At 73.7% G+C, this 22,529-nt stretch carries 19 protein-coding genes, 1 tRNA gene and 1 pseudogene; 18 read left to right on the top strand and 3 right to left on the bottom strand.

The window, feature by feature from the left end; genetic code table 11:
* Positions 1-32 precede the first annotated feature (32 nt).
* The 8 genes from steA to BFV98_RS07935 all read left to right on the top strand — a co-directional run bounded on the left by steA (position 33) and on the right by BFV98_RS07935 (position 11,481).
* Positions 33-1,211 carry a putative cytokinetic ring protein SteA gene (gene steA, locus BFV98_RS07970; protein ID WP_013477411.1) on the top strand — a complete coding sequence of 393 codons (1,179 nt, stop codon included), beginning with the start codon at positions 33-35 and terminating at the stop codon, positions 1,209-1,211.
* A 27-nt stretch (positions 1,212-1,238) separates the two neighbouring features.
* Positions 1,239-2,180, top strand: a complete 942-nt coding sequence (locus BFV98_RS07965; RefSeq protein WP_013285585.1) for a copper transporter — start codon at positions 1,239-1,241, stop codon at positions 2,178-2,180.
* Positions 2,181-2,241: 61 nt separating this feature from the next.
* Positions 2,242-3,105, top strand: coding sequence for a hypothetical protein (locus tag BFV98_RS07960; RefSeq protein ID WP_030274380.1), 864 nt, complete (start codon positions 2,242-2,244; stop codon positions 3,103-3,105).
* Position 3,106: 1 nt separating this feature from the next.
* Positions 3,107-4,804, top strand: a complete 1,698-nt coding sequence (gene murJ / locus BFV98_RS07955) for a murein biosynthesis integral membrane protein MurJ (protein ID WP_030274378.1) — start codon at positions 3,107-3,109, stop codon at positions 4,802-4,804.
* On the top strand, positions 4,801-5,934 hold the full coding sequence (locus tag BFV98_RS07950; protein ID WP_071095674.1) for a glycosyltransferase family 4 protein: 1,134 nt from the start codon (positions 4,801-4,803) through the stop codon (positions 5,932-5,934). The genes murJ and BFV98_RS07950 overlap by 4 nt, the downstream gene beginning before the upstream one ends.
* A complete protein-coding gene (locus tag BFV98_RS07945; RefSeq protein ID WP_369830063.1) occupies positions 5,934-8,678 on the top strand; it encodes a hypothetical protein in 2,745 nt (914 codons plus the stop codon). Before BFV98_RS07950 ends, BFV98_RS07945 begins: the two co-directional genes overlap by 1 nt.
* A gap of 432 nt (positions 8,679-9,110) precedes the next feature.
* Positions 9,111-10,841, top strand: a complete 1,731-nt coding sequence (locus tag BFV98_RS07940; protein WP_030274371.1) for a CTP synthase — start codon at positions 9,111-9,113, stop codon at positions 10,839-10,841.
* A 34-nt stretch (positions 10,842-10,875) separates the two neighbouring features.
* Complete coding sequence (locus BFV98_RS07935; RefSeq protein WP_013285591.1) at positions 10,876-11,481, top strand: NUDIX hydrolase; 606 nt, start codon at positions 10,876-10,878, stop codon at positions 11,479-11,481.
* 63 nt (positions 11,482-11,544) lie between these two features.
* Here BFV98_RS07935 and BFV98_RS07930 read toward each other — a convergent pair whose 3' ends face one another.
* Positions 11,545-11,796, bottom strand: a complete 252-nt coding sequence (locus BFV98_RS07930) for a TM2 domain-containing protein (protein ID WP_030274369.1) — start codon at positions 11,794-11,796, stop codon at positions 11,545-11,547.
* 288 nt (positions 11,797-12,084) lie between these two features.
* Between BFV98_RS07930 and ald the strand changes: the two genes are divergently transcribed.
* The 9 genes from ald (at position 12,085) to BFV98_RS07885 (ending at position 20,667) form a co-directional block, all read left to right on the top strand.
* The gene (ald, locus tag BFV98_RS07925; RefSeq protein WP_013285593.1) at positions 12,085-13,200 is read left to right on the top strand and encodes an alanine dehydrogenase; all 1,116 of its coding nucleotides are present in this window, start codon (positions 12,085-12,087) and stop codon (positions 13,198-13,200) included.
* Between the two features lie 11 nt (positions 13,201-13,211).
* The gene (locus BFV98_RS07920; RefSeq protein ID WP_071095672.1) at positions 13,212-14,183 is read left to right on the top strand and encodes a site-specific tyrosine recombinase XerD; all 972 of its coding nucleotides are present in this window, start codon (positions 13,212-13,214) and stop codon (positions 14,181-14,183) included.
* Positions 14,184-14,377: 194 nt separating this feature from the next.
* Positions 14,378-15,301 carry a ParA family protein gene (locus tag BFV98_RS07915; protein ID WP_013285595.1) on the top strand — a complete coding sequence of 308 codons (924 nt, stop codon included), beginning with the start codon at positions 14,378-14,380 and terminating at the stop codon, positions 15,299-15,301.
* A 101-nt stretch (positions 15,302-15,402) separates the two neighbouring features.
* Positions 15,403-16,428 carry a ScpA family protein gene (locus BFV98_RS07910; protein ID WP_369830076.1) on the top strand — a complete coding sequence of 342 codons (1,026 nt, stop codon included), beginning with the start codon at positions 15,403-15,405 and terminating at the stop codon, positions 16,426-16,428.
* A 4-nt stretch (positions 16,429-16,432) separates the two neighbouring features.
* On the top strand, positions 16,433-17,434 hold the full coding sequence (scpB, locus tag BFV98_RS31400) for an SMC-Scp complex subunit ScpB (protein ID WP_083395241.1): 1,002 nt from the start codon (positions 16,433-16,435) through the stop codon (positions 17,432-17,434).
* Positions 17,421-18,191 (top strand): pseudouridine synthase, encoded by a 771-nt coding sequence (locus BFV98_RS07900; RefSeq protein WP_030274358.1) that lies wholly within the window; start codon positions 17,421-17,423, stop codon positions 18,189-18,191. The genes scpB and BFV98_RS07900 overlap by 14 nt, the downstream gene beginning before the upstream one ends.
* A 171-nt stretch (positions 18,192-18,362) precedes the next feature.
* The gene (cmk, locus tag BFV98_RS07895; protein WP_013285599.1) at positions 18,363-19,043 is read left to right on the top strand and encodes a (d)CMP kinase; all 681 of its coding nucleotides are present in this window, start codon (positions 18,363-18,365) and stop codon (positions 19,041-19,043) included.
* On the top strand, positions 19,040-20,446 hold the full coding sequence (gene der / locus BFV98_RS07890; protein ID WP_013285600.1) for a ribosome biogenesis GTPase Der: 1,407 nt from the start codon (positions 19,040-19,042) through the stop codon (positions 20,444-20,446). Before cmk ends, der begins: the two co-directional genes overlap by 4 nt.
* Before the next feature lie 147 nt (positions 20,447-20,593).
* Positions 20,594-20,667, top strand: a tRNA-Pro gene (locus tag BFV98_RS07885).
* Positions 20,668-20,742: 75 nt separating this feature from the next.
* On the opposite strand, the pseudogene BFV98_RS33050 reads toward BFV98_RS07885, so the two are convergent.
* Positions 20,743-21,674: pseudogene (locus tag BFV98_RS33050) on the bottom strand (tyrosine-type recombinase/integrase); the annotation flags it as partial.
* On the opposite strand from BFV98_RS33050, the gene BFV98_RS07875 reads away from it, so the two are divergent.
* The gene (locus tag BFV98_RS07875) at positions 21,649-22,263 is read left to right on the top strand and encodes a hypothetical protein (protein ID WP_176921685.1); all 615 of its coding nucleotides are present in this window, start codon (positions 21,649-21,651) and stop codon (positions 22,261-22,263) included. The pseudogene BFV98_RS33050 and the gene BFV98_RS07875 sit on opposite strands and share 26 nt — an antisense overlap.
* 15 nt (positions 22,264-22,278) lie before the next feature.
* On the opposite strand, the gene BFV98_RS33045 is transcribed toward BFV98_RS07875, so the two are convergent.
* Positions 22,279-22,347, bottom strand: a complete 69-nt coding sequence (locus tag BFV98_RS33045; protein WP_143025388.1) for a hypothetical protein — start codon at positions 22,345-22,347, stop codon at positions 22,279-22,281.
* Positions 22,348-22,529: the final 182 nt, after the last annotated feature.

Genomic DNA, 22,529 nt, shown 5'->3' with positions numbered 1-22,529 from the left:
CAAAACCTGCCTCACATGCCAGGATGGTCACGATGCGTCTACCCACACTGCGCCGGAGCCGGAACCCGGAGCCGGGCTCCATCGTCGGCACCGCGCGCCTCGACCGCCGGACGAAACGGCTGGTCGGGCGGCTGCGACCCGGCGACATCGCGGTCATCGACCACGTCGACCTGGACCGGGTGGCGGCCGACTCGCTCGTCGCGGTGGGTGTGGCGGCGGTCCTCAACGCCAAGCCGTCGGTCTCCGGCCGCTATCCCAACCTCGGCCCGGAGGTGCTGGTCTCGGCCGGCATCCCGCTGCTGGACGACCTCGGCGAGAGCGTCTTCGAGCAGGTCCGCGAGGGCGACCGGGTCCGCATCGAGGGCAACACCGTCTTCGTCGGCGACGATCCGGTCGCGCACGGCTCGTTGCAGGACGCCGAAACAGTGGCCAAGTCGATGGCCGACGCCCGGGAGGGCCTGTCGGTGCAGTTGGAGGCGTTCGCCGCCAACACGATGGACTACCTGCGCCAGGAACGCGACCTGCTGCTCGACGGCGTCGGCGTGCCGGAGATCCAGACCCAGATCCAGGGCCGGCACTGCCTGATCGTGGTGCGCGGCTACGACTACAAGGCCGACCTGGACGTGCTGCGCCCGTACATCCGGGAGTTCAAGCCGGTGCTCATCGGCGTGGACGGCGGCGCCGACGCGCTGGTCGAGGCGGGCTACACCCCAGACATGATCATCGGGGACATGGACTCGGTCACCGACGACGTGCTGCGCTGCGGCGCCGAGGTGATCGTGCACGCCTACCCGGACGGGCGGGCGCCGGGCCTGGCCCGGGTCAACGGGCTCGGCGTACCGGCGATCACCTTCCCGGCGGCGGCCACCAGCGAGGACCTGGCCATGCTGCTGGCCGACGAGAAGGGCGCGTCGCTGCTGGTGGCGGTCGGCACGCACGCCACCCTGGTGGAGTTCCTCGACAAGGGGCGCGGCGGCATGGCGTCGACGTTCCTGACCCGGCTGAAGGTCGGTGGCAAGCTGGTCGACGCCAAGGGCGTCAGCCGGCTCTACCGGCAGAGCATCTCCGGGTCGTCGCTGCTGCTGCTGGTCCTGTCGGCGGTGGCCGCGATGGCCTCCGCGGTGGCGGTCTCCACCGTCGGGAAGGCGTATCTGGGCGTGGTCTCCGAATGGTGGGACAATTTCGTGTTCCAGCTCGGCCAGCTCTTCTAGCTCCCCGACGATCAAGAGGCTGCAAGCGTGATCAACTTTCGCTACCACGTGGTGTCCCTGACCGCGGTGTTCCTGGCGCTGGCGATCGGCCTGGTGGTCGGCACAGCCGCCCTCAACGGGCCGGTCGCCGACTCGCTCCGGGAGAACGTCAACGGCCTGCGCAAGGACAACTCGCTGATGCGCCAGTCGGTCAACAGCATGCAGAAGCAGCTGGAGACCGAGGAGGACTTCGCCGCCGAGATGGCCCAGCTCGTCCTGCCCGGCAAGCTGACCGGCCGCCGGGTGCTGGTGCTCACCCTGCCCAGCGGCCGGGACCAGGCCGAGGGCGTGGTGAAGATGCTCCAGACCGCCGGCGCCGACGTCACCGGCCGCATCGACGTGCAGGACAAGTTCGTCAACCCGGACAGCAACAACAACCTGCTGGAGCTGGCGGTCACCGCCGCCCGCCCGAACAGCGCCCCCACCGGCAACCTGCCCGGTAACGGGCACGGCGTGGAGACCTCCAGCGCGCTGCTGGCCAACGTGCTGGTGGACCGCCCGGCCGGGAGCCCGCCGGTCAGCGACGCCGACCGGCGCGCCGTGCTGGAGCAGTACGCCACCGCCGGCTACCTCACCCCGGCGGACCGGATCTCCACCGCCGCCGAGGCGGTGGTGATGGTCACCGGCCAGCCGTACGTGGACAAGGACTCGGCGAAGAAGGACGAGTCGGTGGTGAAGATCGCCGAGCAGTTCGACCGGGCCGGCGCGCTCGTGGTCGCCGGCATGGGCTCGACCGGCGGCAACCTCGTCTCCGTGGTCCGCGGCGACCCGGTGCTGTCGCAGACCATCTCCACCGTCGACAACGCCAACACCGTGCAGGGCCAGCTGGTCACCAGCCTCGCCCTGGCGCAGCAGCTCACCGAGAAGAAGACCGGCCAGTACGGCGTGGGCGACAACGCCGCCGCCCGGGTGCCTACACTGCCCCGGTGACCGCTCCGGGCCGCCCGGTCCGTGCCCGCGTCGCGTTCGAAGTCCGGATCGAGGAGGTCCCGTGAGACTGGGTCGGCTGCTGGCCGTGGGCGCGGGAGCGCTGGCCGCCCGCTACGTGCTGCGTCAGACGCGTACGTCGCCGGGCGGGCCGGCGTTGGAGCGCACCAACTACCGGGGCCGCACGGTGACCCTGGCCGCCGGTCCGGCTTTGGCCGTCGGCGCGGCCACCGGGGCCGCGCTGGGCGCCGGTAGCGCCCCGGCCGGCGCCGCCGCGCTCGTCGCCGGGCTCGGCGCGGGCGCTGTCGGCCTCTACGACGACGTGGTCGGCGCCCGCCCCGAACAGAAGGCCGCGAAGGGGTTCGCCGGGCATCTCGCCGCGCTGCGCGAGGGTCAGGTCACCGCCGGGATGGTCAAGGTCGCCGGGGTGGGCGTGGCCGGGCTGGGCGCCGCCGCGCTGCTCGCCGCCGACCGGCGGGTCGCCGCGCACCCGCGCCGCCGGCGGGCCGGTGCGTTCGGCCGCGGGCTCGACGTGCTGCTCGGCGCCGGCGTGGTGGCCGGCACCGCCAACCTGGTCAACCTGCTCGACCTGCGGCCCGGCCGGGCGTTGAAGTCCGGCATACTGCTCGGCGCGCCGCTGACCGCCGGCCCGTACGGCGGCCTCGCCGCGGGCGCCGTGGGCGCGTCGGCCGCGCTGGTCGGCGACGACCTCGGCGAGCGCGTCATGGTGGGCGACAGCGGCGCCAACGCTCTCGGCGCGCTGCTCGGCGTGAGCCTCGCCGCGCGTACCGGGCCGCTGGGCCGGGCCGGCGTGCTGGCCGTGCTCGCCGCGCTCACCGCGGCCAGCGAGAAGGTCAGCTTCACCCAGGTCATCGCGCGGACCCCGGGACTGCGGCACCTCGACGAGCTGGGCCGGCTCCCGGACTGACGTGACGAAACCGGCTCCTCTCGCCGCCGCCGGCCGGGTCGCCGGGGCGGCCGCCCTCATCGCCGTCCTCACCGTCCTCAGCCGGCTCGCCGGCTTCGGCCGTACCGCCGTGTTCACCTGGATGCTGGGCCCCACCGATCTCGGCGGCGCCTACCTGGTGGCCAACTACGTCCCGAACTTCATCTTCGAGATCGTCGCCGGTGGGGCGCTCGCCAGTCTCGTCGTACCGCTGCTGGCCGGCGCCGTCGAGGCGGGTGACCGGCGCGCGGTGGCCGCCACCACCGGCGCGCTGCTGACCTGGACGCTGAGCCTGCTGGTCCCGCTGGCGATGCTGCTGGCGCTGTTCGCCGACCCGCTGCCGGGCCTGATCGGGAACGGTCTCAGCGAGGCCCAGCAGGCGTCCGGGGCGCGGATGCTGCGGGTCTTCGCGCCGCAGCTGCCGCTGTACGGCGTGGGGATCGTGCTGACCGGTGTGCTCCAGGCGCACCGCCGCTTCGCCTGGCCGGTGATCGCGCCGCTGCTGTCGAGCGTCACGGTCATCGCCGTCTACCTGGGCTTCACCGCGCAGCAGGGGCGGCTGGCCACGATCGGGGAGGCGGGACGCGGCGGCGAGCTGCTGCTGTCCGCCGGCACCACGCTCGGCGTGGTGGTGCTCTCACTGTCGCTGCTGATCCCGGTGCGCCGCCTGCGGCTGCGGATCCGGCCGGGCTACCGCTTCCCCGCCGACGCCCGCGCCCGGGTCGGCGGTCTGGTGGTCGCCGGGGCGGTCACCGTGGCCGCCCAGCAGATCGCCCTGGTCGTCGCGCTCAACCAGGTCACCTACGGCCGGACCGCCGACGTCAGCGTCTACAACCTCGCCCAGACCGTCTACTTCCTGCCCTGGGCGGTGCTGGCCGTGCCGCTCGCGGTGGCCGCGTACCCGACGCTCGTCGCGGCCCGGGCCACCGGCGACGAGCGCGCCTACCGGGAGACCCTGGCCCCGGCGGTACGCGGGGTCGTGCTGCTCAGCCTGCTCGGCGCCGCCGCGCTCGTCGGCACCGCGATCCCGGTCGGGCACTTCTTCTTCTCCGATGCGCTCGACGCGCGCACCGCGGCGGCCGGGATCGCCGGTTTCGCGCCCGGCCTGGTCGGCTACGGCCTGTTCGCGGTGCTCACCCGCGCGCTGTACGCGCGGGGAGAGACCCGCGCGGCCACAGTGGCCACCGCGCTCGGCTGGCTCAGCGTGCCCGCGCTCGCCGTGGTGTCCGCGCAGGTGGCGCCGCTGGCCGACCGGGTGCTCGCGGTGACGCTGGCGACCTCGGCCGGCATGCTGCTGCTCGGCGTGCTGCTGATCGCCGCGGTCCGGCGGGCCGCCGGTGGCGAGGCGCTGGCCGGTGTCGGCCGGGCCGGCGCCGCCGGGCTGCTCGCGGCCGTCGTCGCCGGAGCCGGCGGAGCGGCCGTCTCGGCGGGACTCGCCGGGCTCGGTGACGGCACCCCGACGACACCGTGGGCCCTCGCGCAGGGCATGCTGTCCGGGGTCGTGGTCGGTGTCCTGTTCCTCGCCGTCGCCTGGCTGACCGACGCCCGCGACCTGCGGCCGCTGCTCGCGACCGTGACCCGCCGGCTGCGCCGGCGACGCCCGGCCGGCGGGGACGACGGCCCGCCGGCGCAGCAGCACCCCGGCGAGCGGGGTGACGGAAGGGAGACCGTTTCCTCATGACGGACGCCTCGCCGGCACCGCGCTGGCCCGGGTCGGTGGCCCTGGTGCTCGCCTCCAGCACCGGCGGGGTCGGGCAGCACGTGCGCTCGATCACCCGAGGGCTGACCGAGGCCGGCGCGTCCGTGCTGGTCTGCGGCCCGGCCGCCACCGAGGAACAGTTCGACTTCACCGGCGCCGGGGCCCGGTTCACGCCGGTGGAGATCCCGGCCAGCCCCACGCCGGGCGACGCGCGCGCGGTCACCGCGCTGCGCCGGGCGCTCGCTGACAAACCCGTCGACGTGGTGCACGCGCACGGGCTGCGCGCCGGCCTGGTGGCCGCGCTCGCCCGTCCCGCCGCGCCGCTGGTCGTCACCTGGCACAACGCGGTCCTCGCCAATGGCCTGCGCGGCGCGGTGTCCCGGCTGGTCGAGCGGGTCGTCGCCCGGTCCGTGCGGGTCGCGCTGGGCGCCTCCGCCGACCTGGTCGACCGCGCCGCCGCGCTCGGCGCCGCCGACGCCCGCCTGGCCCCGGTCGCCGCGCCGGCGCTGCCCGCGCCGCGGCGCCGCCGCACGGCGGTACGCGCCGAGTTCGCGGTCGCCGCCGACCAGCAGCTGATCCTCTCGGTGGGCCGGCTGCACCCGCAGAAGCGGTACGACGTGCTGATCGACGCCGCCGCCCGCTGGCGGACCCGTACTCCCGCCCCGCTCGTGGTGATCGCCGGCAGCGGTCCGGCGTACCTGCCGCTGGCCGCCCGGATCTCGGCCGCCCGCGCGCCGGTGACGCTGCTCGGGCACCGTACCGACGTGGCGGACCTGCTGGGCGCCGCCGACCTGGCGGTGGTGACGAGCGACTGGGAGGCCCGCCAGCTGTTCGCGCAGGAGGCGCTGCGGGCGGGCGTACCGCTCGTCGCGACCGCCGTCGGCGGGCTGCCGGACCTGGTCGGCGACGCGGCGGTGCTGGTGCCGCCGGGCGACGTGGACGCCGTCGACGCGGCCGTGCGTGACCTGCTCGACGACCCCGTACGCCGGGCCGATCTGGGCCGTCGCGGCCTGGCGCGGGCCGCGACCTGGCCCACCGAGGCGGACACCGTGGCCGCGCTCGCCGGCCTCTACGCCGAGCTGACACCCCAGCTCTCCACCGGGAACCGCTGATGCTGCGCAGACTGACCCCGGTGCTGCTGACGCTGGTCGTGGTGGCGCTGGGCATCACCGCGCTCTCCGCCCGCCCGGACGAGGGTGCGACCCGGCCCGGCGCCGACTTCGTGGTGCTCGTCGGCGCGGCGGGCCTGCGGTGGGACGACGTCGACCCGGAGAACACGCCGACGCTGTGGCGGATGGCCGAGCAGGGCGCGATCGGGTCGCTCTCGGTACGCTCCGCGCACCGCCCCACCTGCCCGGTCGACGGCTGGCTCACGCTCGGCGCGGGGAACTTCGCCGCCTGGCCCGGCGCCCGCCCGGGCGGTGGCTGCCCGGCCACCGGTGTGACAGTCGAGCGGCCCGACGGCATCGGCGCGAACCTGCCCGACCAGCCCAGCGCGGTGGCGCACAACCAGGAGCAGCTCTCCTGGGGCGCCACACCCGGCGCGCTGGCCGAGTCGGTGCGCTGCTCGGTGGCCGTCGGCCCGGGCGCCGCCGTGGCCGCCGCCCGCCCGTTCGGCCGGGTCGACAGGTACGCGCCCACGCTCCCGGAGAAGCCGGCGGAACTGCTCGGCTCCTGCGTGCTGAGCATCGTCGACGTCGGCACCGTCGACGACGACGACCCGGAGGTACGGGCCGCCCAGGCGCGGCAGGCCGACGCCCGGCTGGCCCGGGTGCTCGCCGCCCGGCCGCCGCGCTCGCTGGTGCTCGTCGCGGGCGTGTCCGACACCGACTCCCCGGCGCGGCTGCACGTCGCGATCGCCGACGGACCCGGCTGGGAGGGCGGCTGGCTGACCTCGCCCAGCACCGCCCGGTCCGGCTACCTGCAACTGATCGACCTGGCCCCGACCGTGCTCGCCGTGCTCGACAAGCCGATGCCGGAACGGGCGTTCCTCGGCCGGCCCGCGGTGACTGTCGACGACCGGCCGGACGACCTGCGGGCCGCGATCGAGGCGCCGGCCGACGCGGACCGGGAGGCAGCCGCCCAGCGCCGCGTCGCCGGCTGGTTCTTCACGCTGCTCGCCGCCGCCCAGCTCGCCCTCGCGGTGGCGGTGCTGCCGCTGCTGCGCCGCGCCCGCCGGCTCGCCGGACCGCACGGGCCGGAACCGGTGTCCCCGCGGATCGTGGCGGTGGTGGAACTGCTGCTGATCGCCGCCGCGCTGGCAGTGCCCGCAGCGTTGCTCGCCGACGCCGTGCCCTGGTGGCGCGGCGACCACGCGGGCCTCTGGTACGCCTCGGTGACCGCGCTGCTCATCGTCGGCGGCACCGCCGCGGTCCGGTTCAGTCCCGGACACGAGCGCACGCTCGGTCCGCTCGGGGCGGTCGCCGGGCTGGCCACGCTCGTCGTCGGAGTGGACGTGCTCACCGGCTCCCGGTTGCAGCTCAACGGCGTGGTCGGCTACTCGGCGCTGGAGGGTGGCCGGTACGCCGGGCTCGGCACCGTCGGGCTGGGCGTGTTCATCGCCGGGGCGCTGCTGTGCGGCGGCTGGCTCGCCCAGCGGTTCCGCAAGGGCTGGCGGCCGATGGTGATGGTGACGGTCGGCGGGCTCGCAGTGGTGATAGTGGGCAGCCCGTACCTGGGGGCCGACTCGATCGGCGCGATCGCGCTCACCGCCGGCGTCAGCGTCGCGGCCGCGATCTGCAGCGGCGGCTGGCTGACAGTGAGCCGGCTGGCCTGGGCGACCATGGCCGCGCTGGCGGTCACCGTCGGCTTCGCCCTGGTCGACCTCGGCCGTCCCGCCGACGAGCGGGGCAGCCTGGGCCGGTTCCTGGCCGCTGTGGGCGACGGCACCGGCGGGCTCACCGTGCACCGGTCCAGCAGCTCCAACATCCAGACGCTGGTGAACAGCCCGCTGACCGTGCTGGCCCTGGCCGGGGCCGCGCTGGTCTGGCTCGCGCTGCTCCAGCCCTGGGGCGGGCTGATGCGGCTGTTCGGCATCTACCCGGCGATCCGGGCGGCGATGGCCGGCACCGGCGTGGCCGTCGGGCTGGGCGGCCTCCTCGGCGGGTCGGCGCTGGACGTGGCCGGCGCGGCGGCGGCCCTCGTGGTGCCCATGGCGGCCCTGGCGGCGCTGCGGGTGCTCGACCACTCCACCGACCGTACGGTGCCCGACAGCGGGCGTGGCGGCGGCGAGACGGGCGCGGTCCCACCGGGCGGACCGGACGACTCCTCCAGGGGCGGCGCGGCCGGCGGCCCGGCCGGCGACGGTGCGGGTGGCGACGGTGCGGGTGGCGACGGTGCGGGTGGTGGTCGGTCGGCTGCCGACGGCTCGGCCGGTGACGGTGCGGACGGCGACGGCGCGGCCGGCGACGGCGTGGCCGGCGACGGTGCCGGCGACCCGGGGGAGGCCGGGGAGCCGGCCGGACCGGACGGGCAGGACTCCTCAGGCACGGAGGCGCCGGACGGGCCGCGCCCCGCTGGCCCGGACGGGCCGCGCGCCGCTGGCACGGAGGCGCCGGACGGGCCGCGCCCCGCTGGCCCGGACGGGCCGCGCGCCGCTGGCACGGAGGCGCCGGACGGGCCGCGCGCCGCTGGCACGGGGGCGCCGGACGGGCCGCGCGCCGCTGGCACGGAGGCGCCGGACGGGCCGCGCCCCGCTGGCCCGGACGGGCCGCGCGCCGCTGGCACGGAGGCGCCGGACGGGCCGCGCGCCGCTGGCACGGGGGCGCCGGACGGGCCGCGCGCCGCTGGCACGGCCCGCGGGGCGCAGGTGCCCGCACAGCCGACCCCGGCGTCCTCGGACATCCCCGCCCGCTGACCCCGCCCGCGTGGCCCGCCAGGACTGCCGCCCGCCGGTTCGGGGAGGTGGCGGGGTCGAGGCCCGGTGGAAGGCACCACATCGGCGAGCTGGTGTCGATCAAGGGCCCGGACCCGGGCCGGACCCGGGCCGGACCCGGGCCGGACCCGGGCCGGACCCGGGCCGGACCCGGGCCGGACCCGGGCCGGACCCGGGCCGGACCCGGGCCGGACCCGGGCCGGAGGAGGGCCGGAGGAGGGCCGGAGGAGGCCCGGGAGAGGGCCACGGGAGCGCCGGGGGAGGGCCGGCACCGGCCCCACGTGCGCCGACAGCGGGTGCGACGCCGGCTCACGGTCCGGATGGTGTTACCGTGGAATCCCGTGGATCGCGTGATCACTCTGCTGATCGGCACGGCGGTTCGCACGACCGCTACGGACGACACGGGAGCAGGCCTTGGCCCCAACAGCACGGACGACCAGGCACATTTTCGTCACCGGGGGCGTCGCCTCCTCGCTGGGTAAGGGCCTCACCGCCTCCAGCCTCGGCAGTCTGCTGACCGCGCGCGGACTGCGCGTGGTGATGCAGAAGCTCGACCCGTACCTGAACGTCGACCCCGGGACGATGAACCCGTTCCAGCACGGCGAGGTCTTCGTCACCGAGGACGGCGCCGAGACCGACCTCGACGTCGGCCACTACGAGCGGTTCCTCGACCGGGACCTCTCCGGCAAGGCGAACGTCACCACCGGCCAGATCTACTCGGCGGTGATCGCCAAGGAGCGGCGCGGGGAGTACCTCGGCGACACGGTGCAGGTCATCCCGCACATCACCAACGAGATCAAGGCCCGCATCCGCGGCATGGCGGACCCGGACGCCGACGGCCAGGTGCCCGACGTGGTGATCACCGAGGTCGGCGGCACTGTCGGCGACATCGAGTCGCTGCCGTTCCTGGAGTCGATCCGGCAGATCCGCCACGACCTGGGCCGGGACAACTGCTTCTACCTGCACGTGTCGCTGGTGCCGTACCTGGCGCCGTCGGGCGAGCTGAAGACCAAGCCGACCCAGCACTCGGTGGCGCAGCTGCGCAGCATCGGCATCCAGCCCGACGCGCTGGTGCTGCGCTGCGACCGGGAGATCCCGGAGAAGGTCAAGGAGAAGCTGTCGCTGTACTGCGACGTCGACCGGGAGGCGGTCACCGCCGCGCCGGACGCGCCGAGCATCTACGACATCCCGAAGGTGCTGCACCGCGAGGGCCTCGACGCGTACGTGGTGCGCCGGCTCGGCCTGTCGTTCCGCGACGTGGACTGGACCCGCTGGGACGACCTGCTGGAGCGGGTGCACCAGCCCCGGCACACGATCACCGTCGCGCTGGTCGGCAAGTACGTCGACCTGCCCGACGCGTACCTGTCGGTGAGCGAGGCGATCCGGGCGGCCGGGTTCGGCCACCGCGCCCGGGTGCAGCTCAAGTGGGTGCCCAGCGACGACTGCGTGACCCCGGCGGGCGCCGCCGCCGCGCTGTCCGGCGTCGACGGCATCGTGATCCCCGGCGGCTTCGGCGTCCGCGGCATCGAGGGCAAGGTCGGCACCGCCCGGTACGCGCGGGAGAACGGCATCCCGCTGCTGGGCCTCTGCCTCGGCCTCCAGTGCATGACCATCGAGGTGGCCCGGCACCTGGCCAACCTCGACGGGGCGAACTCGCTGGAGTTCGACGAGGAGGCCGTGCACCCGGTCATCGCCACCATGGCCGACCAGGAGGACATCGTCGCCGGGCGTGGCGACCTGGGCGGCACCATGCGGCTCGGGGCGTACCCGGCGAAGCTGGCCGAGGGCTCGATCGTCGCCGAGGCGTACGGCAGCACCGAGGTCAGCGAGCGGCACCGGCACCGGTACGAGGTGAACAACGCCTACCGCGACCAGCTCACCAAGGCCGGTCTGACCATCTCCGGCACGTCGCCGGACGGGCGGCTGGTCGAGTTCGTCGAGCTGGACCGCAACCTGCACCCCTTCTTCGTGGCCACCCAGGCGCACCCGGAGCTCAAGAGCCGCCCCACCCGGCCGCACCCGCTGTTCGCCGCGTTCGTCGGCGCCGCCGTGGCGTACTCGCAGGCCGACCAGCTGCCGGTGGACCTGGACGGCGCGTCGAAGAAGGCCGGCGGCGGCGGTGGCGCGAAGGCGTCCGCGAAGTGAGCGGCCGGTCCGCGCGGGCGCGCGGGGAGGCGGCGTGAGCGGCGTCGAGCACCGGTACGAGGTGACCGGCCGCCGGGAGATCTGGTCCGGCCGGATCTTCTCCGTGGTCAGCGACGACGTCACCATGCCCGGCGGCGGCAGCGCGACCCGCGACTACGTGCGGCACGTCGGCGCGGTCGCCGTGGTGGCGCTCGACGACGCCGGTCAGGTGGTGCTGATCCGCCAGTACCGGCACCCGGTCGGCCGGCACCTGTGGGAGCTGCCCGCCGGGCTGATGGACGTCGGCGGCGAGGACCTGGCCGCCGCCGCGCTGCGGGAGCTGGCCGAGGAGGCGGACCTGACCGCCGGGCGCGTCGACGTGCTCGTCGACCTGCACAGCTCGCCCGGTTTCGCCGACGAGGTGGTGCGGGTGTTCCTGGCCCGCGACCTCGCCGACGTGCCGGCCGATCAGCGGCACGACCGGCACGACGAGGAGGCCGACCTCCAGGTGGTCCGCGTGGACCTGGACGAGGCGGTGCGGATGGTGCTGGCCGGCGAGATCACCAACGCGTCCTGCGTGGCCGGGCTGCTCGCCGCCGCCCGCGCCCGCGACACCGGCTTCACCGAGCTGCGCCGCCCGGAGGCGCCGCTGCCGCGCTGATCCGCAAACGACGAGGGGCCGCCCGGCGCACTGCGCCGGGCGGCCCCTTCCGTGCGCCTGTGGTCAGTCGCGCAGAGGGCGTCCCTGCCCGTCGACACCGCCGTTGACGAGGATCAGGATGCCGTCGACGAGGCCCCAGATCGCGCCGAAGCCGCACGTCACGAGCGTGACGATGAGCTGGATGACACCGGTCTTGGTGTCGCCCATGTAGAACCGGCCGATGCCGAAGCCGCCGAGCAGGATCTGAAGCACACCCGCGACGACCTTGCTCTTGTCCGAGACGCCCTGCGGGTACTGCTGATAAGGAGTGGTCATGAGCGGACACAATAGTGATCGGTTCACGTCCTGTCGGCCTCGCCGCTCAGCCGATGGGAAGATGTCATCGAACTTTGTCCTCTCGGCGGATGGCGTCTCCACCGGGCAGTCCGAGGCGTGCCTGACACACCGTCAGGACCAGTGGGCACCGGATGTCACAGTGTCGCCGCCCGTGGGCTTCCCACGGGCCTAGACTGCCGCCGGCGGGACAGGCGGACCGCGCCGGCAACGGAGCCGGCGCGGCCGCGCAGTCGGGGGTGAGCCGCCCCGGAGGAAGGTGTCTGCATCGTGAAGGTCGGAATCCCCCGCGAGGTCAAGAACCACGAGTACCGGGTGGCGATCACGCCCGCCGGCGTCAACGAGTTCACCCGCCACGGCCACGAGGTCTTCGTGGAGGCAGGCGCCGGAGTCGGTTCCAGCATCACCGACGACGAGTTCGCCGCCGCCGGCGCGAAGATCCTGGCCACCGCCGACGAGGTGTGGGACACCGCCGATCTGGTGCTGAAGGTCAAGGAGCCGATCGCCGAGGAGTACCACCGGATGCGCGAGGGGCAGGTGCTGTTCACCTACCTGCACCTGGCCGCGTCCCGCGAGTGCACCGACGCGCTGGTCGACCGGAAGGTCACCGGCATCGCGTACGAGACGGTCGAGCTGCCCGACCGCTCGCTGCCGCTGCTCGCCCCGATGTCCGAGGTGGCCGGCCGCCTCGCCCCGCAGGTGGGCGCCTTCTACATGATGCGTACCGGCGGCGGGCGGGGCGTGCTGCCCGGCGGCGTCTCCGGCGTGTACGCGGCCAAGACCGTGGTCATCGGCGCGGGCGTGTCCGGCCTGAACGCCGCCGCCATCGCGCTGGGCCTGCAGTCCGAGGTGCTGCTGCTGGACAAGAACGTGGCCCGGCTGCGCCAGGCCGACGCCATCTACCGGGGCCACCTGCAGACCGTCGCCTCCAACGCGTACGAGATCGAGCGGGCCGTGCTCGACGCGGACCTGGTCATCGGCGCGGTGCTGGTGCCCGGCGCGAAGGCCCCGAAGCTCATCTCCAACGAGCTGGTCTCCCGGATGAAGCCGGGTAGCGTGCTCGTCGACATCGCCATCGACCAGGGCGGCTGCTTCGAGGACTCGCGCCCGACCACGCACGCCGACCCGGTCTACAAGGTCCACGACTCGATCTTCTACTGCGTGGCGAACATGCCCGGTGCGGTGCCGAACACCAGCACCTACGCGCTGACGAACGTCACCCTGCCGTACGCCCTCGAACTGGCGAACCAGGGCTGGCAGCAGGCGCTGCGCAACGACCCGGCGCTGGCCCTTGGTCTGAACACCCACGCCGGCAAGGTCGTCTACGGCCCGGTCGCCGAGGCGCACGGCATGGACGTGCTGCCGCTGGACGAGGTGCTGAGCTGACCGACGCCGCTGTGCGCAGGGCCGGCGCGGAACCCGCGCCGGCCCTGCGCCGTGCGGTCCGGACCTATCTGGACCACCTCACCGTCGAACGCGGGCTGTCCGCGAACACGCTCGCCTCGTACCGCCGGGACCTGGACCGCTACCTCGCCACATTGGCCGCAGCCGGGGTGGACGACCTGGCCGCCGCCGGGCCCGCGCAGGTCGAGGCCCACCTGGCCCGGCTGCGCGCCGGCGACGACGACCACCCGCCGCTCGCCGTCTCCTCCGCCGCCCGCGCGGCCAGCGCGGTCCGCGGCCTGCACCGCTTCGCGCTGCGCGAGGGACTCGCCGGCGCCGACCCCAGCCGCGACGTCCGCCCGCCCGCGCCGCCGCGCCGGCTGCCCCGCGCGCTGCCCGTCGACGCGGTCCTGCGGCTGCTGGAGGCCGCCGACCTGCCCGGCGCCAGCGGCGACGCCGCCGCCCGCACGCTGCGCGACCGGGCGCTGCTGGAATTCCTGTACGGCACCGGCGCGCGCATCTCCGAGGCGGTCGGCGCGGCTGTCGACGACCTCGACCTGGACGCCGGCACGGTGCTGCTGCGCGGCAAGGGCGGCCGGACCCGGCTGGTCCCGGTCGGCGGGTACGCGGCCGACGCGCTGCGCGCCTGGCTGGTCCGGGGCCGCCCGGCGCTGCTCGCCGCCGGGCGCGGCACCCACGCGGTGTTCGTGAACGCGCGCGGCGGCCCGCTCACCCGGCAGGGCGCCTGGGCCGTGCTGCGTACCGCCGCCGCGCGCGCCGGCCTGCCGGTCGACGGTCCCGACGCGGTCTCCCCGCACACGCTGCGCCACTCGTACGCCACCCACCTGCTCGACGGCGGCGCGGACGTGCGGGTGGTGCAGGAACTGCTCGGCCACGCCTCGGTGACCACCACCCAGGTCTACACGCTGGTGACTGTGGAGCGGCTGCGCGAGGTGTACGCGACAGCCCACCCCCGCGCCCGCTGAGTGCCGACGTGGCCGGACCTGGCTGACGGGCGGCCGACACGCCGACCCGCTACCGAACGCGCTGCTGGCCGGTGGCGTACAGTCGGCATCGGCGCGGGCCTCCAGGTACGACGGACCGGGGGTGCGCAGCGGCGCCGCGAGGGACGTCGGACGGCTCCGACGCCGGGTGGTCGTCGGGAGGGGGCAACGAGGACATGGCAGGAAACGGTGACCGTGCCGAGACCTGGACGTCGGAGCTCCGTGAGCAGCAGGCGACGCTCGGTGCCGATCTCGGCCCCGCCGACCCGGCCGCGTACACCATGCGCAAGCCGATCCCCGAACCCATGCCGACCGACCGGCACGGCCCGGCGCGGATCATCGCGATGGCCAACCAGAAGGGCGGCGTCGGCAAGACCACGACGACCATCAACCTGGGCGCGGCCCTGGCCGAGTACGGCCGCAAGGTGCTGCTCGTCGACTTCGACCCGCAGGGCGCCCTCTCCGTCGGGCTGGGCGTCAACCCGCACAACCTGGACCTGTCGGTCTACAACCTGCTGATGCAGGACGACGTCACCGCCGAGGACGTCCTCATCAAGACCGACGTGGCCGGGCTGCACCTGCTGCCCGCCAACATCGACCTCTCCGCCGCCGAGATCCAGCTGGTCAACGAGGTCGCCCGGGAGATGGCCCTGGCGCGGGTGCTGCGGACCATCCGCAAGGAGTACGACTTCATCCTGATCGACTGCCAGCCCTCGCTGGGCCTGCTGGCGATCAACGCGCTGACCGTCGCGCACGGCGTGCTCATCCCGCTGGAGTGCGAGTTCTTCAGTCTGCGCGGTGTGGCGCTGCTGCTCGACACCATCGACAAGGTGCGCGAGCGGCTCAACTTCGACCTGGAACTCGAAGGCATCCTCGCCACCATGTACGACAGCCGCACCACCCACTGCCGCCAGGTGCTCCAGCGGGTGGTCGAGGCGTTCGGCGACAAGGTCTACCAGACCGTCATCACCAAGACGGTGAAGTTCCCCGAGTCCACGGTGGCCGGTGCACCGATCACCACCCTCGACCCGGCCTCCTCCGGCGCGCGCAACTACCGGCAGCTCGCCCGGGAGGTCATCGCCGCCCAGGCGGACCGGTAGGGCGCACGCCGGCCGCCCGCCGCGTCGTCTACGGTTTCCCGGTGACCGCACCGCCCCTCGACCCGCCGCACGGCCCCGGCGACCCCGCCGTCGCCGCGGAGCTGGCCGCCGAGGTCGACGGTGTGGTGCCCGCCGAGCCGGGCACCGGCGAACAGACGAGTGGCTTCACGGTCCGGCTCGACAACTTCACCGGCCCGTTCGACCTGCTGCTCCAGCTGATCAGCAAGCACAAGCTGGACGTCACCGAGGTCGCGCTGCACAAGGTCACCGACGAGTTCATCGCGTACCTGCGCGCCATGGGCGACCAGTGGGACCTGGACGAGACGAGCGAGTTCCTGCTCGTCGCCGCGACACTGCTGGACCTGAAGGCGGCCCGGCTGCTGCCCTCGGCCGAGGTCGAGGACGAGGAGGACCTGGCGCTGCTGGAGGCGCGGGACCTGCTGTTCGCCCGGCTGCTGCAGTACAAGGCGTACAAGGAGGCCGCCGCGCACATCGCCGAGCTGGAGGCGGTCGGCGGCCGGCGCTACCCGCGGGCGGTCACACTCGAACCGCGGTACGCCGAGGCGCTGCCCGACCTGGTGCTCGGCATCGGTCCGGAGCGGCTGCGCAAGCTCGCGGTCAAGGCGATGAGCCCGAAACCGGTGCCCGAGGTCTCGATCGCCCACGTGCACATGGTCCGGGTCAGCGTCCGGGAACACGCCGGCATCATCGCCGACCGGCTGCGCCGCGCCGGGATCGCCACGTTCTCGCTGCTCTGCGCCGACTGCGAGATGACGCTCGAGGTGGTGGCCCGGTTCCTGGCGCTGCTGGAGCTGTACCGGCAGGGGCTTGTGGCGTTCGTGCAGGAGCAGGCGCTGGAGGAACTCACTGTCCGCTGGACCGGCCCGGCCGACGGCGATGCCGAGCTGACAGTCGACGAGTACGCCGGCAGCCCCGAACCCACGACCACGTCCGTCCCCGCCGCGCCGGCCGACGACTCGGCTGCTCCGGCCGAGGACGCTGCCGCGGTGGCCGGCGATGCCGCCGAATCCGCTGGCGCCGTGCCGGGCGACGTCGCCGCAGCCGCCGCATCCGACGCCGCCGTGCCCACCGAGACGGCGGACGAACCCGCACCGACGCAGGAGTGAACGGATGAGCGACGAGGAACGGCGCGACTCCCTGGCCGACCAGGCCGCCGCCTGGGTGCCCCCGTGGGAGCGCCCCGCCCCGCCCAAGCCGGCGCCGGACGACTCCGACCCGCCCGCCGAGCACCCGGCACCCGAGATCGCGGACACCGCCGGTTACCGGGAAGCAGATCTCGACGCGACACCGGATTCCTCGGCGGATCTTGGAAGCGAAGGGCCCCCAGAGGGGCCCATTCCTTCCAAGATCGCCACAACCGGCCCAGCCACGCCGGATCTTGGTACGGGAGCGCCCTTTGAAGGGCGGGACCGTACCAAGATCTCGGGAGAGGTGGGGGACGACGCCGGCACGACGGCGCCGGTCGCCGCGGAGCAGCGGGCGGGTGGGGGAGGGGGTGCTGACGGCGTACCCCCTAAGCGGGGACGGCGGCGGGCCGTGCCGGAACCGGCGCCCGCGCCCGTCCTGGACGACGCGGAGCTGCGCGGCGCCCTGGAGGCGATCCTGCTCGTGGTGGACCAGCCGGTCAGCGAGCTGGTCCTGGCCGAGATCCTCGAACAGGCGCCGGAGCGGGTCGGCGCGATGCTCGACGAGATCGCCGCCGGATACACAGCGGCCGGGCACGGGTTCGACCTGCGCCGGGCCGCGGGTGGCTGGCGTCTCTACACCCGGCCGGAATACGCGACGTACGTGGAACGGTTCGTACTGGACGGGCAGTCCGTGCGGCTGACCCAGGCCGCGCTGGAGACCCTCGCCGTGGTCGCCTACCGGCAGCCGGTGACCCGTTCCCGCATCTCGGCCATCCGGGGTGTCAACTGCGACGGGGTGCTCCGTACCCTGGTGGGTCGCGGCCTGGTCGAGGAGTGCGGCACCGAAGCGGACAGCGGCGCCTACCTCTACCGGACCACCACCATGTTCCTGGAGAAGCTGGGGCTGAACTCGGTGGACGACCTGCCGCCGCTCGCCCCGTTCCTTCCCGACGACGTAGAAGAGCTTGCCGATGCGACGCGATGACCGTGCCCCGAAGCCCGACGCCCCCGTGTACGAGGGCGCCGAGCGCCTCCAGAAGGTGCTCGCCGCCGCGGGGGTGGGTTCCCGGCGCGCCTGTGAAGACCTGATCTTCCGGCGCCGGGTCACAGTCAACGGGCGGGTGGCGCAGCTCGGCGACAAGGCCGACCCGGCCCGCGACGTGATCGTCGTCGACGGGGAGCGGCTCCAGGCCGACGTCCGCCTGGTCTACGTGGCGATGAACAAGCCGCGCGGGGTGGTCACCACCATGGCCGACGAGAAGGGCCGCACCGAGCTCGCCGACTTCATCGGCGCGCGGCTGGAGCAGCGTGTCTACCACGTCGGGCGGCTCGACGCCGACAGTGAGGGCCTGCTCCTGCTCACCAACGACGGCACCCTCGCCCACAAGCTCATGCACCCGTCGTACGAGGTACTCAAGACCTACCTCGCCGAGGTGGCCGGGCCGATCCCGCGCAACCTGAGCAAGCGGCTGACCGCCGGCGTCGAGCTGGAGGACGGGCCGGTGAAGGTCGACGGGTTCAAGCTGGTCGACACGCTTGGCAAAACCGCCCAGGTGGAGCTGACCCTGCACGAGGGGCGCAAGCACATCGTCCGGCGCCTGATGGCCGAGGTGGGACACCCGGTGAGCCGTCTGATCCGTACCTCGATCGGTCCGATCAAGCTCGGCGACCTGCGCACCGGGCGGATGCGGCGGCTGACCAACGCGGAGGTCGCCGCCCTGTTCAAGGCCGTGGGTGACTGACCCCGACGATCGGGGTACGGCTCCCGGTAGGCTTCGACGCGGTCCGCGGGCCGGCACACGCCGGCCCGGTGGGACGCCCGCGCGGCGCGGGCATGATTCAAGACGGAACATCCGCTCAACGGCGCCCGACACACCGGGCGACCCGCGAGGTACGGGCTGAGGAGGACAACGGTGGAGGAAAACGTACCGGCCGGGCGATGCGTGGTCGCTGTGGACGGGCCGTCCGGTTCGGGTAAGTCCACCGTGTCGCGGCGACTGGCCACGGGCCTCGGCGCCCGCTACCTCGACACCGGCGCCATGTACCGGGCGCTGACCTGGGCGGTCCTGCGCTCCGGCGTGGAACTCACCGACGCCGAGTCGGTGGCCAAGGTCGCTGCCGAGGCCGACCTCCGCATCGGCACCGACCCCCAGGGGTACGCCGTGACAGTCGACGGCACCGACGTGTCCACCGCCATCCGCGGCGCCGAGGTGACCGGAGCCGTCTCCGCGGTGGCCGCCGTCGCCGCCGTACGCGAGCTGCTCGTGGACCGGCAGCGGCGGGTGATCGCCGACGCGGGCCGGATCGTGGTCGAAGGCCGGGACATCGGCTCGGTGGTCGCGCCGGACGCGGACCTGAAGGTGTACCTGACCGCCTCCGAGGCGGCGCGCGCGAAGCGGCGCAGCGCCGAGGACGCCGCCGACGTCGCGGCGACCGCCGCCGACCTGGCCCGCCGGGACCGGCTCGACTCGACCCGCAAGGTCAACCCGCTGCAGCAGGCCCCTGACGCGGTGGTGCTGGACACCACCGAGCTGGGCATCGACGAGGTCGTGGCGCGTCTGCGGGACATGCTCACCGAGCGGGGTGCCGCGTGAGCGAGGACTTCGAAGGCTGGGTGGAGTTGCGCGAGCCGGAGGCCGACTCCGGTGAGCCGACCGGCCCGCAGCCGGTGGTGGCAGTGGTCGGCCGCCCCAACGTCGGCAAGTCCACGCTCGTCAACCGCATCATCGGCCGTCGGCAGGCGGTCGTGGAGGACATCCCCGGCGTGACCCGGGACCGGGTGCCCTACGACGCGCAGTGGAACGGCCGGGCGTTCACAGTCGTGGACACCGGCGGCTGGGAACCCGACGCCAAGGACCGTGCCGCGGCCATCGCCGCCCAGGCCGAGATCGCGGTGGTCACCGCCGACGTGGTGCTGTTCGTGGTGGACGCCATGGTCGGCTCGACCGACGTGGACGAGGCCGCGGTGAAGATGCTGCGCCGCAGCGCCAAGCCGGTCATCCTGGTCGCGAACAAGGCCGACAACACCACCATCGAGATGGAGGCGACCTCGCTGTGGTCGCTCGGCCTCGGTGAGCCGTTCCCGGTGTCGGCGCTGCACGGCCGCGGCTCCGGCGACCTGCTCGACGCCATCCTGGACGCGCTACCCGAGGCGCCGAAGATCGTGGAGAACCGGCCGCGCGGCCCGCGCCGGGTAGCCCTGGTCGGCCGCCCCAACGTCGGCAAGTCCAGCCTGCTCAACCGCTTCTCCGGCGAGGAGCGGGCGGTCGTCGACTCGGTCGCGGGCACCACAGTCGACCCGGTCGACAGCCTGGTCGAGATCGGCGGCGAGACGTGGCAGCTGGTCGACACCGCCGGTCTACGCAAGCGGGTCGGCAAGGCCAGCGGCACCGAGTACTACGCCAGCCTGCGCACCGCCTCGGCGATCGAGGCGGCCGAGGTCGCCGTGGTGCTGATCGACTCCAGCGAGGTGATCAGCGAGCAGGACCAGCGGATCCTCACCATGGTCGTCGAGTCCGGCCGGGCGCTGGTCATCGCGTTCAACAAGTGGGACCTGGTCGACGGTGACCGCCGCTACTACCTGGACAAGGAGATCGACCGGGAGCTGCGACGCATCCCCTGGGCGATCCGGCTGAACCTGTCCGCGAAGACCGGCCGCGCCGTCGACAAGCTCGCGCCCGCGCTGCGCAAGGCCCTGGCCAGCTGGGAGACGCGCATCCCGACCGCGCAGCTCAACCAGTGGCTCACCGCGCTGGTCCAGGCCACCCCGCACCCGGTACGCGGCGGACGCGCGCCACGCATCCTGTTCGCCACCCAGGCCGGGGCGGCGCCGCCGCGGTTCGTGCTGTTCACCACCGGGCCGCTGGACGCCGGCTACCAGCGCTTCGTCGAGCGCAAGCTCCGCGAGGAGTTCGGCTACGAGGGCAGCCCGATCGAGATCTCGGTACGCCCGCGCAAGAAGCTCGGCCCCGGCGGCCGAGGCAAGGCCCACGGCTGACCCCTGGTCGCCGCTTGTTGCCGCACGCCACCCTCCTAGGACGCTCTAGGGGGTGTGGCGCGCGGCGCGGGAGGGGCCTCTGCGCACGGTGCGAAGATCCTGCGCTAAGCTGTACCGGCTGCCGCGGGGGAGACCTGGCGGGGGCATCGGGACGTGGCGCAGCTTGGTAGCGCACTTGACTGGGGGTCAAGGGGTCGTCGGTTCGAATCCGGCCGTCCCGACGCAGGTCAGAGGCCATTCGGGATCTTCCGGGTGGCCTTTTCTGATCTTGTACAGCAGCGAAGTACTGCAACGGCTCATTGATCGAGGCTCTGGCCGAGCTTCCGCAGGGCCTCCCGGGTCGCCTTCGAGGAGACCTGGCTGTAGATCTCCATCGTGATCGAGAAGTCGGCGTGCCGCAGGATCGCCATGGCGACCCGGGGATGCACGTCCAGGTCGACCAGGAGGGAGCCACAGGTCCGCCGCGCGTCGTGGACCGTGATTTTCGGGACATCGGCATTTTGCGATCCGGGCATCGTAGGAGCGGTTGAAGTTCCGCGGTTCGACCGGCAACCCGTAGCGGGTCGTGAAGATCATGCCGGTGTCGTGCCACGCCTCGCCCGCCTTCTCCCGGGCCGCCTCCTGTTGCCGGTAGCGGTGCCGCAGGGCGGTAACGCAAATGGCCGGCAAGCGGTAGGGGGGCGTCGGACTCCTCGGTCTTGGTGGCCCGGTGCAGGAGTCGCCCGCGTACCCGTTGGAGCTGCTTGTCAATGACGAGGCTGATGTCGTGGCCGTCCCGACAGTGCTCGCAGAATTCCTCCCCATGCGGAGCGCAGGGCTTGTCCCAGCCGCTCCACTCGATGTGGTCCCAGGTGAGCCCGAGGACTTCGCCCTTGCGCAGGCCGAGCACCAGGACCAGGACGTAGGCCGCGTAGAGGTAGTCGTCGCCGTCGCGGGACGCTTCCAGGAAGGTGCGGGCTTCCTCGCTGCTCCACGACTTCCCTTTGCGGGCGCGGATCGGCGGATGCTTGACCAGTGCCGCCACATTCTTGGCGACCAGCTCCTCCACGACGGCCTGCGAGAGGGCGGAGCGGAGGACGGCGCGGATTCCCTTGACCGTCCGGGGCGAGGGGAGATCCTGGCAGCACCGGCCGACAGCGCAGCATTTCCGGTTCTCCGGTGGCCGGCGTTCGTCCTTGCCCTGGGCGCAGCACTGGCAGGTCTTGGCGACCTTGTTGAGCCACGGCATCCGCATCAAAACCGTCCGGTCCCACCTGAGCGTCAACGACCTGGCCACCCTCGTTCGCCAGGGCGCCGTCCCAGCCGGACCCGCACCCCTGCCGCCGATCGAGGACGGCGACGCCATCGAGGTCGAACGCTGCGTCAACCGAGGCGGCGGGGTCTCGCTGGGCCAACACATCGTCCTGGCCGCAGAGATCCTCGCCGGCCGCCGCGTCGGCATCCGCATCGAACCGACCACCCTCATGTTCTACGACCTGGACACCCGCGAACTGCTCCGCACCCGCGCCAACCCACTCAGCCCGGAACAGATGAAACGCCTCCGCGGTGCCCGACCGGCAGGACCACCACCACGACCCTCCATCGAACCCGTTCGGGTGCAACGGAGGGCTTCCAACAGCGGGATCATCATGGTCGCTGGCCAGAAGGTCGCCCTCGGCCGGCTGCACCGGCATCAGACCGTCACCGTGACCGTCTCCGAAACGACCCTGGCCATCGAACTCACCGACGACGACACCAAGGTCATCCGACGCTCCACCACCCAACCAGTCCGTAGCATCAAAGGCCAGCGACCGCGGATCGCTACCCACGTTTCCTAGACCACCCGTCGCACATCACCTGACGGAGCTGCGTCGCACATCAGCTGACGGATCACAGGCGCAGCCGATGATCTGTTGCCGAATTGGCCTGTACTAGATCAAGGCGCTCCGCGCGGCGCGGGCCGGGGCGCGGCAAACGGCTCCTGCGGAGCCGCCGCCCCGGCGCCATGGCGCCGGGGCGCCGGGGCGGAAAGTCAGCCGGCCCGAACCCCACGCCCCGCCCCGCGCGTCACCCCTGGGTCAGTGAGGTGACCCGTTGACGAGTC

The organism is Micromonospora sp. WMMB235 (assembly GCF_001855515.1).
GTDB classification, from domain to species: Bacteria; Actinomycetota; Actinomycetes; order Mycobacteriales; family Micromonosporaceae; genus Micromonospora; species Micromonospora aurantiaca.
This window is presented reverse-complemented; position numbering and strand designations above follow the sequence as displayed.